Genomic DNA, 12,478 nt, shown 5'->3' on the forward strand with positions numbered 1-12,478 from the left:
CGTCGATCGGGGGAGAGGTGTCGAGCGAAGCTCGACGGAGTGGGGGTCGATCAACCGTCGAGATTGAAGCTCTTATTGTCGAATGCCTCGGCACAGCTACTCCGCCGCTTCCAGCGTGCCGATGCGCCGGCTCTGCCTGGCCTGCTCATCATAGTCGCGCTGCCATTCCGACGGGCCGTTGGAGGCGCCGACCTGCACCGCCGTCACCTTGTATTCCGGGCAGTTGGTTGCCCAGTCGGAGAAATCGGTGGTGATGACGTTGGCCTGCGTGTCGGGATGGTGGAAGGTCGTATAGACTACGCCCGGCGACACCTTGTCGGTGATCAGCGCGCGCAATGTCGTCTCGCCGGAACGGCTGGTCAGGCGGACCCAGTCGCCGTCGCGCAGGCCACGGTTCTCGGCGTCGTGCGGATGGATCTCCAGGCGGTCCTCGCTGTGCCAAATGACATTGTCGGTACGCCGCGTCTGCGCGCCGACATTGTACTGCGACAGGATGCGGCCGGTGGTCAGCAGCAGCGGGAAGCGCGGACCGGTCCGCTCGTCGGTGGCGACATATTCGGTGCGGATGAATTTGCCCTTGCCGCGTACGAAGCCGCCAATGTGCATGATCGGCGTGCCTTCCGGCGCCTTCTCGTTGCAGGGCCACTGCACCGAGCCCATCTTCTCCAGATAGTCGTAGGAGACGCCGGCGAAGCTCGGCGTCGTCTGGGCGATCTCGTCCATGATTTCCGACGGATGCTGGTAGTTCCAGGCCAGTCCCATCGCCTTGGCGAGGTTCTGCGTCACTTCCCAGTCGGCCAGGCCGTTCTTCGGCGCCATCACCTTGCGCACGCGGTTGATGCGGCGCTCGGCATTGGTGAAGGTGCCGTCCTTCTCGAGGAAGGTCGAGCCCGGCAGAAAGACATGCGCGTAGTTGGCGGTCTCGTTGAGGAACAGGTCGTGCACGACGACGCATTCCATCGCCGCAAGGCCGCCGGCGACATGCTTGGTGTCGGGGTCGGACTGCAGGATGTCCTCGCCCTGCACGTAGAGGCCCTTGAACGAGCCGTCGACGGCAGCGTCCAGCATGTTGGGAATGCGCAAGCCCGGCTCGTCGTCGAGCTTGACGCCCCACAGGGTCTCATAGATGTCGCGCACCGCGTCGCCCGAAACGTGGCGATAGCCGGGCAATTCGTGCGGGAACGAACCCATGTCGCAGGAGCCCTGCACATTGTTCTGGCCGCGCAGCGGGTTCACGCCGACGCCTGGGCGGCCGACATTGCCGGTCGCCATGGCAAGGTTGGCGATGGCGATGACCGTGGTCGAGCCCTGGCTGTGCTCGGTCACGCCGAGCCCGTAATAGATCGCGCCGTTGCCGCCGCGCGCGAACAGGCGCGCAGCACCGCGGATCTCTTCCGGATCGACATTGGCCAGCTTGCCGACGACTTCCGGGCTGTTTTCCGGCAGCGCCACGAACGACGCCCAATCCTGGAACTCGTCCCAGTCGCAGCGCTCGCGGATGAAGGCTTCGTCGAACAGGCCTTCGGTGACGATGACATGCGCCAGCGAGGTGACGACGGCAACGTTGGTGCCGGGCTTCAGCGGCAGATGATGCTGCGCCTCGATATGCGCCGAGCGCACGATGTCGGTGCGGCGCGGGTCGAGAACGATCAGCTTGGCGCCCTTGCGCAGCCGCTTCTTCAGCCGCGAGGCGAACACAGGATGACCGTCGGTCGGGTTGGCGCCGATGATCATCACCACGTCGGTCTGTTCGACCGAATCGAAATCCTGCGTGCCGGCCGAGGTGCCGAAGGTCTGGCCGAGGCCATAGCCGGTCGGCGAGTGGCAGACGCGGGCGCAGGTGTCGACATTGTTGTTGCGGAAGCCCTGGCGGATCAGCTTCTGCACCAGATAGGTTTCCTCATTCGTGCAGCGCGACGAGGTGATGCCGCCGATCGAAGTGCGACCATACTGGTACTGGATGCGGCGGAATTCCTTGGCGGTGTGGGTCAGCGCCTCTTCCCACGACACTTCGCGCCAGGGATCGGTGATCTTCTCGCGGATCATCGGGTTGAGGATGCGGTCCTTGTGGGTCGAGTAGCCATAGGCGAAGCGGCCCTTGACGCAGGAATGGCCGCGATTGGCCTTGCCGTCCTTGTAGGGCACCATGCGCACCAGCTCGTCGCCGCGCATCTCGGCCTTGAACGAGCAGCCGACGCCGCAATAGGCGCAAGTGGTGACCACCGAATGCTCGGGCTGGCCGATCTGGATGACCGATTTTTCCGACAGCGTCGCCGTCGGGCAGGCCTGCACGCAGGCGCCGCAGGAGACGCATTCCGAATCGATGAACAGCTGATGCATGCCGGGCGACACGCGGCTGCCGAAACCACGGCCCTCGATGGTCAGCGCGAAAGTGCCTTGCACCTCTTCGCAGGCGCGCACGCAGCGCGAGCAGACGATGCATTTCGACGGGTCATAGGTGAAGTACGGGTTGGATTCGTCCTTCGCCATCCATTTGAAATTTTCCGCGCCGTCGTTCTTCTTGAAGACGTGATTGTCGCCCTCGTAGCCGTAGCGCACATCGCGCAGGCCGACGACGCCGGCCTGCGTCTGCAATTCGCAGTCGCCATTGGCCGCGCAGGTCAGGCAGTCGAGCGGATGGTCGGAAATATAGAGCTCCATCACGCCGCGGCGGATATCCTTCAGCCGACCGGTCTGGGTGTGCACGACCATGCCCGGCGCCACCGGCGTCGTGCAGGAGGAGGGCGTGCCGTTGCGGCCGTCGATCTCGACCAGGCAGAGCCGGCATGAGCCGAAGGCGTCCACCATGTCGGTGGCGCACAGCTTCGGGATCTTTATGCCGGCCTCCATCGAGGCGCGCATGATCGAGGTGCCTTCCGGCACGGTGACGGTGAAGCCATCGACGGTCAGCGTCACCTGCTTCTGCGAGGTCGAGGCCGGCGTGCCGAAGTCGATTTCCTGAACGAGACCCATGGGGAGGCTCCTATTCTGCTGCTTCGGCGACCGGCGCCGGCTTGAAATCTTCGCGGAAATGGTTGAGCGCGCTCATTACCGGGTAGGGCGTGAAGCCACCGAGTGCACAAAGCGAACCGAATTTCATCGTGTTGCAGAGGTCGGTGACCAGCGCGATCTGCTTTTCCGGCTCGATGCCGGCAGCGATCTTGTCGATGGTCTCGACGCCGCGCGTCGAACCAATGCGGCAGGGTGTGCACTTGCCGCAGCTCTCGATGGCGCAGAATTCCATGGCGAAGCGCGCCTGCTTCAGCATGTCGGCGGTGTCGTCGAACACGGTGATGCCGGCATGGCCGATCAACCCGTCCTTGGCGGCGAAGGCTTCGTAATCGAACGGCGTGTCGAACAGCGCGCGCGGGAAATAGGCGCCGAGCGGCCCGCCGACCTGCACGGCCTTGACCGGACGCCCCGTTGCCGTGCCGCCGCCGATCTCGTCGACGATCTGGCCCAGCGTCATGCCGAACGCAGCCTCGAACAGGCCGCCAAACTTGACGTTGCCGGCGATCTGGATCGGTATCGTGCCGCGCGAGCGGCCCATGCCGAAATCCTTGTAGAAGGCGGCACCCTTGTCCATGATCACAGGCACCGAGGCCAGCGAGATGACATTGTTGATCACTGTCGGCTTGCCGAACAACCCTTGAATCGCCGGCAGCGGCGGCTTGGCGCGCACCACGCCGCGCTTGCCTTCCAGGCTGTTCAGCAGCGAGGTTTCCTCGCCGCAGACATACGCCCCGGCGCCGACGCGGATCTCCATGTCGAAGGCATTGGGCGAGCCCAGCACGTTGACGCCGAGCACGCCGGCCTTGCGGGCGACCTCGACGGCCTTGTTCATCATCGCCACCGCATGCGGATATTCCGAGCGGATATAGACGAAACCCTTGGTCGCGCCGGTCGCGACACCGGCGATCACCATGCCTTCGATCAGCACGAAGGGATCGCCCTCCATGATCATGCGGTCGGCGAAGGTGGCGCTGTCGCCCTCGTCGGCGTTGCAGACGATGTACTTCTTGTCGGCGGTCGTATCGAGCACCGTCTTCCACTTGATTCCGGTCGGGAAGCCGGCGCCGCCGCGGCCGCGCAGCCCGGACTCGGTAACCTGCTTGACGATGTCGGCCGGCGCCATGGCCACCGCGTTCTGCAGGCCCTTGAGTCCGCCGAGCGATTTGTAGGCGTCGAGCGAGAGCGGGTCGTTGATGCCGCAGCGGGCGAAGGTCAGTCGCGTCTGCTTAGCCAGGAACGGGATATTGTCGGGTGCGCCAAGCCAGCGCTTGTGATGGCCGCCGGTGAGGAAGCCGCTGTCGAACAGACTTTTGACGTCGGAAGGCTTGACCGGCCCGTAAGCGACGCGGCCCTTGGCGGTTGCCACCTCGACCATCGGTTCCAGGAAATAGGCGCCGCGCGAGCCGTTGCGCACGATCTTGGCTTCGATGCCGCGCTCGGCGAGTTCCGCGCGAACAGCCTTGGCGACCTTTTCCGCGCCCAGCGCCAGCGCGCCGGAATCGCCTGGAATGTAGATGCGGGGGATCATGAGCGCACCTCGGCAACGATCTCTTCGAGCTTTTCGTCGTCAAGTCGCCCGATCACCTCGCCGTCCAGCATCGCCGACGGCGCGCAGGCGCAAAGCCCCAGGCAATAGACCGGCTCCAGCGTCACCGCCCCGTCGCGGGTCGTCTCGTGAAAACCGATGCCCAGCAATTGCTTGAGCTTGGCGGCGACAGCATCAGAGCCCATCGACTGGCAGGCCTCGGCCTGGCAGACCTTGAGCACATGCCGGCCGGCCGGATGGCTGCGGTAGTCATGGTAGAAGGTGACGACGCCGTGCACCTCGGCCTTGGAGATGTTCAGTGCCTCGGCGATGACCGGCAGCGCATCCTGGGGCACATGGCCAAACTCTTCCTGGATGCCGTGGAGGATCGGCAGCAGCGGGCCTTCGAGGCCCTTCAGCTCCTGGATGATCGCCGCCGTGCGCGACGCGATCTCGGTACTTGCAGGCTGCATCGTCATGCAGCGCCCTCCCTATCGTAGCGATCCATTCATATCGTCCAAAACCGCAAAGCGGTTTTGGAGCAACGACATGCCTTTGCCGCTTTATCGCTAAGTGCTTAAGAAATCAGAGAAAACCTCCGAAATCAATAAAGCGGTTTCGTTGCTCGATAGAAAATTTCTATCAAGCCCGTTTGACTTGCATTGTCTAGCCTAACGGTTGGCGTGGAAATCGTCTGCCAGCGCCATCGCCTCGTCCAGCAGCGCCGAGACCAGCGGTGTATGCGGTTCGCGCGGCCCGGCCACCAGGCCGACCGTGTGGCTGGCGTCCGGTTCGACGATCGGAATGGCCCGGATCGGCTCGGAAAAGCCGAATGTTTCCGCCAGGTTGAGCGGCATGATCGACGACCATTTGCCGGTGCGGATGTGGGAAAACAGCACGATCATCGAATTGGATTCGAGCGTCGGCCGCACCTGCACCCCGGCCTCGGCCAGATGCTGGTCGATGATGCGGCGGTTCTGCATGTCTGGCGTCAGCAGGCACAACGGCAGGCTGCTGAGCTCGGCCCATGTCACTTTGTCGCGGTCGGAAAAGGGATTTCCGACCGCGGTGATCAGCTGATAGCGCTCGTCATAGAGCGGTACGCTGGTCACCCGGCCCAGCGGCTCGTTGTCGAGATAGGTGATGCCGGCATCGATGTCGAAATTGCCGAGCAGCGACAGCACCTCGATCGAGGTCCGCGACAGCACCGAGAAGGTGACGCCCGGATGCTTTTCGCGGAACGGCGTCGTCAGCCGCGGCAGCATGGCCAGCGCTGTCGGGATGGCGGCGATGCGGATGCGGCCCGAAAGTCCGTGGCGCGCCGCGCGCATCTCCTCGCGCATAGTCCTGGTATCGCCAACGATGCGGCGCGCCCAGACCAACACTTGCTTGCCTTCGGGCGTTAGCCCCTGGAAGCGCGAGCCGCGCAGCACCAGCATCACACCGAGCTGACCCTCCAGCTGCTTGATGCCGGCCGACAGCGTCGGCTGGGTGACCCCGCACACTTCCGCCGCCCGGCCAAAATGCTCTTCCCTGGCGAGCGCGATGAAGAATTCCAGCTTGTCGATCATGATTATGAGGCTGCCATAGCCGCAGGCGCCTGTCAGCATCAAAGCGATCGCTTGGTTCTGCCCGGAAACTGCATTATCTGAAGCGCCGAACGCCTAAGGAAAAAAATCATGTCCGCCGTCCAGCAGAATGTTACCAAGGAAATCGTCACCGAGCGCCTGAAGACGGTCAATGGACCTGACTTCACCGGCAACATCGTCGACCTCGGTATGGTTTCCGAGATTTTCATCGCCGATGGAAAGGTCTTCTTCTCGATCACCGTTCCCGCCGCCCGCGCCCAGGAGATGGAACCGCTCAGGGCCGCCGCCGAGCGCGTCGTCAAGGCTATTCCCGGCGTGGCCGGCGCCGTCGTCGCGCTGACCGCCGAGAAAAAGGGCGGCGGCATGGAGGCGCCGGTTCCAGCGCGTCCCGCACCCAGGCCAGCGCCGCCGGCTGCGCACGCTGCCGCGCCGCGTGCCGCTCCCGCTTCGCACAGCCAGGGCAAGCGCGGCGTGCCAGGCATCGAGGCGATCATCGCCGTCGCCTCCGGCAAGGGCGGCGTCGGCAAGTCGACCACTGCCGTCAACATCGCTCTTGGCCTCGCCGCCAATGGTTTGCGCGTCGGCGTGCTCGACGCCGACATCTATGGCCCCTCCATGCCGCGGCTGCTCAACATCCACGGCCGGCCGCAGACCGTCGATGGCAAGATCCTGAAACCGATGGAAAATTATGGGCTTAAAGTGATGTCGATGGGTTTCCTCGTCGATGAGGAGACGCCGATGATCTGGCGTGGGCCGATGGTGATGTCGGCGCTGACGCAGATGCTGCGCGAGGTCGAATGGGGCCGGCTCGACGTGCTCGTCGTCGACATGCCGCCCGGCACCGGCGACGCGCAGCTGACCATGGCCCAGCAGGTGCCGCTGGCCGGCGCCGTCATCGTCTCGACCCCACAGGATCTGGCCCTGATCGATGCTCGCAAGGGCCTCAACATGTTCAAGAAGGTCGACGTGCCGCTGCTCGGCATCGTCGAGAACATGAGCTATTTCATCGCCCCGGACACGGGCAAGCGCTACGACATTTTCGGCCATGGCGGCGCCCGCCGCGAAGCCGAGCGTCTCGGCGTCACCTTCCTCGGCGAGGTGCCGCTCGAAATGGGTATCCGCGAAAGCTCGGATGCCGGCACGCCGGTCGTTGTCTCGAAGCCAGACGGCGCCGAAGCAAAGATCTACCGGGATATCGCCGGAAAAGTCTGGGACCGGATCAATGAAGAGCGTGGTGCGGCGGAAGCGGCGGTGCCGAGCATCGTGTTCGAGTGATTTTTGATAGGTAGGCGCTGCCCATCACCCTCACCTCTCCCCGTGAAGACCGGGGAGAGGTGGTCGCCAGCGTTGGAGCGCTTCCCTTCTCCCCGTCACTATAAGGGGAGAAGGTGCCGGCAGGCGGATGAGGGGCAGCGCTAGCCTGAATAAACCAAGCATCATTCATGCGACGCGCAACCTAAGCCGCACCGACCTTCTCTCCAAAACTCGAAAAAAACTGTCCGGCCAGTTTCTTCGAGGTCGATTCGATCAGCCGGCTGCCGAGCTGGGCGATCTTGCCGCCGACATCGGCCTTGGCCGCGTATTTCAGCACCGTGGCATCAGGACCGTCTTCGGTCAGCGTCACGTCGGCGCCGCCCTTGGCGAAGCCGGCGATGCCGCCCTTGCCTTCACCCTGGATGGTGTAGGAATGCGGCGGCTTGAGATTTTTCAGCGTCACCTCGCCGTTGAACGTTGCCTTGATCGGCCCGATCTTCACCACAACCGTCGCCGCCATTTCGGTCGGCGACTTCATCTCCAGGCTCTGGCAGCCGGGAATGGTCGCCTTCAAGACCTCGGGATCGTTCAGTGCCTCCCACACTTTTTGCAGGGGTGCGGCAATGCGCTCCTCGCCTTCGATCACCAAAGCCATGAAAACCTCCCAAACAAGATTGCCTGAAGGCCTAGCGCAGGGGCGCCGCCAAGTCTATCGCACCAAAGTCCGGTTGCGACCGCGCGCCCTCTTGCCTGCTCCCGCGCGTTGCCATATCGATTTGTCTTACAAATACGGAGACCATGATGGCAGGCGCCCCCACCAGAAAGAGAAAATTCCGCTCGCAGGAGTGGTTCGACAATCCCGACAATCCGGGCATGACGGCGCTTTATCTCGAGCGCTACCTGAACTACGGCCTGACGCGGGCCGAACTGATGTCCGGCAAGCCGCTCATCGGCATCGCCCAGACCGGCTCGGATCTGTCACCCTGCAACCGCCATCACATCGAACTCGCCAAGCGCGTGCGCGAAGGCATTGTCTCGATGGGCGGCATCCCGTTCGAATTCCCCTGCCATCCGATCCAGGAAACCGGCAAGCGCCCAACCGCGGCACTTGACCGCAACCTTGCCTATCTCAGCCTGGTCGAAGTGCTCTACGGCTATCCGCTCGATGGCGTGGTGCTGACCATCGGCTGCGACAAGACAACGCCGGCCCTGCTGATGGCGGCGGCCACCGTCAACATCCCGGCGATCGCGCTGTCGGTCGGCCCGATGCTCAACGGCTGGCACAAGGGCAAGCGCACGGGGTCCGGCACCATTGTCTGGGAATCGCGCCAGCGCCTGTCGGCCGGCGAGATCGGCTATGACGAGTTCATGGACATCGTCGCGTCCTCGGCGCCGTCCACCGGCTATTGCAACACCATGGGCACCGCCACGACGATGAATTCGCTGGCCGAGGCGCTCGGCATGCAGCTGCCGGGCTCGGCCGCCATCCCCGCGCCCTATCGCGAGCGCGGCCAGATCGCCTACGAGACCGGAAAACGCATCGTCGACATGGTGCATGAGGATTTGAAGCCGTCCGACATCATGACGCGCAAGGCCTTCGAAAACGCCATCGTCGTCAATTCGGCGATTGGCGGCTCGACCAACGCGCCGATCCATCTCAACGCGATTGCCCGTCATCTCGGCGTACCACTCGACAATGACGACTGGCAGACGATCGGCCACAAGATCCCGCTCATCGTCAACTTGCAGCCGTCGGGCGAATATCTCGGCGAGGACTATCACCGTGCCGGCGGCGTGCCGGCCGTGGTTGCCGAGCTGATGAAGGCCGGATTGCTGCCTTTCCCCGAAGCCGTGACCGTCAACGGCAAGTCGATCGGCGACAACTGCAAGGGGGTCGCCAACGAGAACACAGACGTCATCCGCACCGTCGCCGAACCGCTCAAGGCCAATGCCGGCTTCATCAACCTCCGGGGCAATCTGTTCGATTCGGCGATCATGAAGACCAGCGGCATCTCGCCGGAATTCCGCGAGCGTTATCTGTCCAATCCGAAAGACCCGGAAGCCTTCGAAGGCAATGCCATGGTCTTCGACGGACCAGAGGATTATCACGCCCGCATCGACGATCCGGCGCAGGGCATCGATGAACATACCATCCTGTTCATGCGCGGGGCCGGACCGATCGGCTACCCAGGCGGCGCCGAAGTCGTCAACATGCAGCCGCCGGCCTACCTCATCAAGAAGGGCATCCACGCGCTCGCCTGCATCGGTGACGGCCGCCAGTCCGGCACATCGGGCTCGCCATCGATCCTCAACGCCTCGCCGGAAGCCGCGATTGGCGGCGGACTGGCGCTGCTCAAGACCGGCGACCGTGTCCGCATCGATCTGAGGAAGGGCACTGCCGACATCCTCGTCACCGACGACGAGATCACTCGCCGCCGCGCCGAACTGCAGAACAATGGCGGCTATCACTATCCCAAGCATCAGACGCCCTGGCAGGAAATCCAGCGCGGCATGGTCGCGCAGTTTTCAGAGGGAATGGTGCTGAAGCCGGCGGTGAAATACCTGGATGTGGCCCACACCAGCGGTGTCCCCAGGGACAATCACTGATTACTCCCGGAGCAATCACGGATTGCTCCGGGGGCAATCATTGATTGCTCCGGGGACAATCCGCGAGCGCCTGTACGCGGATGCTTACATAGACGGCGACTTGATCCGGATCAGGTCGCCGTTCACGATCCTTGACAAGCCCACGCGATGTATCCACCATCATGACAAGGGGTGCATCGCGACGACCCCGTGAGGCGTCAGCCCAACGTTCGCGTCCAAGCTTCTCTTCCAGGAGGTGGACGCCATGCCGTCAACAACCGCTATCACCGTATCGCAGCTGTCCCGCCTGATCGGGCTGCCAGGCGCGCCGGCAATCATCGATGTTCGCATCGATGAGGATTTCGACGCCGATCCCCGCCTGTTGCCGGCCTCGATCCGGCGCGATTTCAAAACCGTTTCGGCGTGGGCCACCGAGTTCGCCGGCAAGCCGGTGGCGGTCGTCTGCCAGAAAGGGCGGAAACTCTCGCAAGGTGTGGTCGCATGGCTGCGCCATGAGGGGATTTCCGCCGAAACCCTCGAAGGAGGTTTCGAAGCCTGGCGCGATGCCGGGGGGATTCTGGTTCGCACCGACAATTTGCCGCCGCGCGATGAAAAAGGTCGCACGGTGTGGGTGACGCGGGCCCGTCCGAAGGTCGACCGCATCGCTTGCCCCTGGCTGATCCGGCGTTTCGTCGATCCTTACGCGATCTTCCTGTTTGTCGAGGCGGCCGAAGTGCCTGACGTGGCTGACCGCTTTCGGGCTGTGCCTTTCGACATCGACAATGTGTTCTGGAGCCATCGCGGCGAACGCTGCACCTTCGACACGATGATCGAGGAGTTCGGGCTGGAATCCGAGGCACTCGATCGCCTTGCCTTGATCGTGCGCGCGGCCGACACCGCAAGCCTCGATCTTGTTCCCCAGGCTGCCGGCTTCCTGGCTGCTTCGCTTGGTCTGTCGCGTATGTTTCGCGACGATCTGGAACAACTGGAGGCAGGCATGCTGCTCTACGATGCGTTCTTTCGTTGGTGTCGCGACGCCACTGAAGAAACGCACAACTGGCCCGGTGCAGGCGCGAGTAAACCATCATGAGCGCGCTTGTGTCGCGAGATACCGCTGTCCAGGCGCCGGCTGCGCCGACCTTCACCGAAGCCATGAAGGTCTGGGCAAGGATCGGACTGCTCAGCTTCGGCGGGCCGGCCGGGCAGATCGCATTGATGCACAAGGAGCTGGTCGAGGAGCGGCGCTGGATCGGCGAGCAGCGTTTCCTGCATGCGCTGAACTACTGCATGCTGCTGCCTGGCCCGGAAGCCCAGCAACTCGCCATCTATATCGGCTGGCTGCTGCACAGGACGATCGGTGGCCTTGTCGCCGGCATCCTGTTCGTCGTGCCGGGCGCGCTCGTGATGCTCGTCCTGAGTGGCCTCTACGTGCTCTATGGCGACGTGCCGCTCGTCGAGGCGCTGTTTTTCGGGGTGAAGGCGGCGGTGCTTGCCATAGTCATCGAGGCGGTGATCCGGATCGGACGGCGTGCCCTGAAGAACCGGGTCATGGTGTCGATCGCGATCTCCGCCTTCGTCGCCATCTATGCGTTGAATGTACCGTTCCCGCTCATCATCCTGCTCGCGGGCCTGACAGGATGGCTGGGAAACCGCATTGCTCCGGCGCTGTTTTCAGGCTCGGCACACGGCAAGGACGATATTGCCGATATCAAGGGAGCGGTCGACCTGATGTTCGAGCGCGGCGAGTTGGCCCATCTCAGGCCGACGAAATGGCATGCGCCGCGCACCGTCGCGATCTGGCTGCCGATCTGGCTCGGGCCTGTTCTTGTGATCTGGTGGTTCACAGGCTCCGCAAGCGTGTGGACCGAGATAGGCCGGTTCTTCAGCCTCATGGCGGTCGTCACCTTCGGTGGCGCCTATGCGGTGCTTGCCTATGTCGCCCAGGCAGCCGTCCAGTCATTCGGCTGGCTCGCTCCTGGTGAAATGGTCGACGGTCTCGGGCTTGCCGAAACGACGCCAGGTCCGCTCATTCTGGTGTTGCAGTTCGTTGGCTTCATCGCCGCGTTCCGCCACTCCGGGTCGCTGGACCCGTTGCTTGCCGGATCGCTGGGGGCGTTGCTGACCTTGTGGGTCACGTTCACGCCCTGCTTCTTCTGGATATTCCTCGGCGCTCCCTATATCGAGGCTCTGCGCGGCAACAAGGCATTGTCGGCAGCGCTTGGCGCGATCACCGCCGCCGTTGTCGGGGTGATCATGAATCTGGCCCTCTGGTTTGCCTTGCACGTCATCTTCCGCGAGGTGCACGCGACGGGCCTCGGCATGAACGTGCCGGTGTTTTCGTCGATCGACTGGCGCGCGGCGCTGCTTTCCTGTGCCACCATGATCGCCATCCTGAAGCTGAAAATCGGCATGCTGCCGACGCTTGCCGGATCTGCTCTGGCCGGTGTCTTGCTGCTGGCGGCAAGTGGTTAGATGTCCGCCTTCCTTTGTATTCCGCTTGCGAACCACCTAA

The 12,478-nt window shown here is 63.5% G+C and carries 9 protein-coding genes; 4 read left to right on the plus strand and 5 right to left on the minus strand.

Annotated elements, in window-relative coordinates; genetic code table 11:
• Positions 1–96: 96 nt before the first annotated feature.
• The 4 genes from fdhF to BPNPMPFG_RS26340 all read right to left on the minus strand — a co-directional run bounded on the left by fdhF (position 97) and on the right by BPNPMPFG_RS26340 (position 6,108).
• Positions 97–2,973 (minus strand): formate dehydrogenase subunit alpha, encoded by a 2,877-nt coding sequence (gene fdhF, locus BPNPMPFG_RS26325; protein WP_258591523.1) that lies wholly within the window; start codon positions 2,971–2,973, stop codon positions 97–99.
• 10 nt (positions 2,974–2,983) lie between these two features.
• Positions 2,984–4,540 carry a formate dehydrogenase beta subunit gene (locus BPNPMPFG_RS26330; protein WP_258591524.1) on the minus strand — a complete coding sequence of 519 codons (1,557 nt, stop codon included), beginning with the start codon at positions 4,538–4,540 and terminating at the stop codon, positions 2,984–2,986.
• Positions 4,537–5,016, minus strand: a complete 480-nt coding sequence (locus BPNPMPFG_RS26335) for a formate dehydrogenase subunit gamma (RefSeq protein ID WP_258591525.1) — start codon at positions 5,014–5,016, stop codon at positions 4,537–4,539. The genes BPNPMPFG_RS26330 and BPNPMPFG_RS26335 overlap by 4 nt, the downstream gene beginning before the upstream one ends.
• A 192-nt stretch (positions 5,017–5,208) precedes the next feature.
• Positions 5,209–6,108, minus strand: coding sequence for a LysR family transcriptional regulator (locus BPNPMPFG_RS26340; RefSeq protein WP_258596933.1), 900 nt, complete (start codon positions 6,106–6,108; stop codon positions 5,209–5,211).
• Between the two features lie 108 nt (positions 6,109–6,216).
• Here BPNPMPFG_RS26340 and BPNPMPFG_RS26345 point away from each other — a divergent pair, with 108 nt between their 5' ends.
• Complete coding sequence (locus BPNPMPFG_RS26345) at positions 6,217–7,401, plus strand: Mrp/NBP35 family ATP-binding protein (RefSeq protein ID WP_258591526.1); 1,185 nt, start codon at positions 6,217–6,219, stop codon at positions 7,399–7,401.
• 181 nt (positions 7,402–7,582) lie between these two features.
• On the opposite strand, the gene BPNPMPFG_RS26350 is transcribed toward BPNPMPFG_RS26345, so the two are convergent.
• The gene (locus BPNPMPFG_RS26350; protein WP_183445664.1) at positions 7,583–8,035 is read right to left on the minus strand and encodes an SRPBCC family protein; all 453 of its coding nucleotides are present in this window, start codon (positions 8,033–8,035) and stop codon (positions 7,583–7,585) included.
• Positions 8,036–8,181: 146 nt separating this feature from the next.
• Between BPNPMPFG_RS26350 and BPNPMPFG_RS26355 the strand changes: the two genes are divergently transcribed.
• The 3 genes from BPNPMPFG_RS26355 (at position 8,182) to chrA (ending at position 12,438) form a co-directional block, all read left to right on the plus strand.
• Positions 8,182–9,987 carry an IlvD/Edd family dehydratase gene (locus tag BPNPMPFG_RS26355; RefSeq protein WP_258596935.1) on the plus strand — a complete coding sequence of 602 codons (1,806 nt, stop codon included), beginning with the start codon at positions 8,182–8,184 and terminating at the stop codon, positions 9,985–9,987.
• A 244-nt stretch (positions 9,988–10,231) separates the two neighbouring features.
• Entirely contained in the window at positions 10,232–11,056 is an 825-nt protein-coding gene (locus BPNPMPFG_RS26360) for a chromate resistance protein ChrB domain-containing protein (RefSeq protein WP_258591527.1), read from the plus strand.
• Positions 11,053–12,438, plus strand: coding sequence for a chromate efflux transporter (gene chrA / locus BPNPMPFG_RS26365; RefSeq protein ID WP_258591528.1), 1,386 nt, complete (start codon positions 11,053–11,055; stop codon positions 12,436–12,438). Before BPNPMPFG_RS26360 ends, chrA begins: the two co-directional genes overlap by 4 nt.
• The last annotated feature ends 40 nt before the right edge of the window (positions 12,439–12,478 follow it).

Source organism: Mesorhizobium sp. AR07, from assembly GCF_024746815.1.
In the GTDB taxonomy this organism is placed as follows: domain Bacteria; phylum Pseudomonadota; class Alphaproteobacteria; order Rhizobiales; family Rhizobiaceae; genus Mesorhizobium.

Coding starts and splice junctions, on each gene's coding strand:
- fdhF (WP_258591523.1), bottom strand. CDS start 2,973: ATGGGTCTCGTTCAGGAAATCGACTTCGGCACGCCGGCCTCGACCTCG.
- BPNPMPFG_RS26330 (WP_258591524.1), bottom strand. CDS start 4,540: ATGATCCCCCGCATCTACATTCCAGGCGATTCCGGCGCGCTGGCGCTG.
- BPNPMPFG_RS26335 (WP_258591525.1), bottom strand. CDS start 5,016: ATGACGATGCAGCCTGCAAGTACCGAGATCGCGTCGCGCACGGCGGCG.
- BPNPMPFG_RS26340 (WP_258596933.1), bottom strand. CDS start 6,108: ATGATCGACAAGCTGGAATTCTTCATCGCGCTCGCCAGGGAAGAGCAT.
- BPNPMPFG_RS26345 (WP_258591526.1), top strand. CDS start 6,217: ATGTCCGCCGTCCAGCAGAATGTTACCAAGGAAATCGTCACCGAGCGC.
- BPNPMPFG_RS26350 (WP_183445664.1), bottom strand. CDS start 8,035: ATGGCTTTGGTGATCGAAGGCGAGGAGCGCATTGCCGCACCCCTGCAA.
- BPNPMPFG_RS26355 (WP_258596935.1), top strand. CDS start 8,182: ATGGCAGGCGCCCCCACCAGAAAGAGAAAATTCCGCTCGCAGGAGTGG.
- BPNPMPFG_RS26360 (WP_258591527.1), top strand. CDS start 10,232: ATGCCGTCAACAACCGCTATCACCGTATCGCAGCTGTCCCGCCTGATC.
- chrA (WP_258591528.1), top strand. CDS start 11,053: ATGAGCGCGCTTGTGTCGCGAGATACCGCTGTCCAGGCGCCGGCTGCG.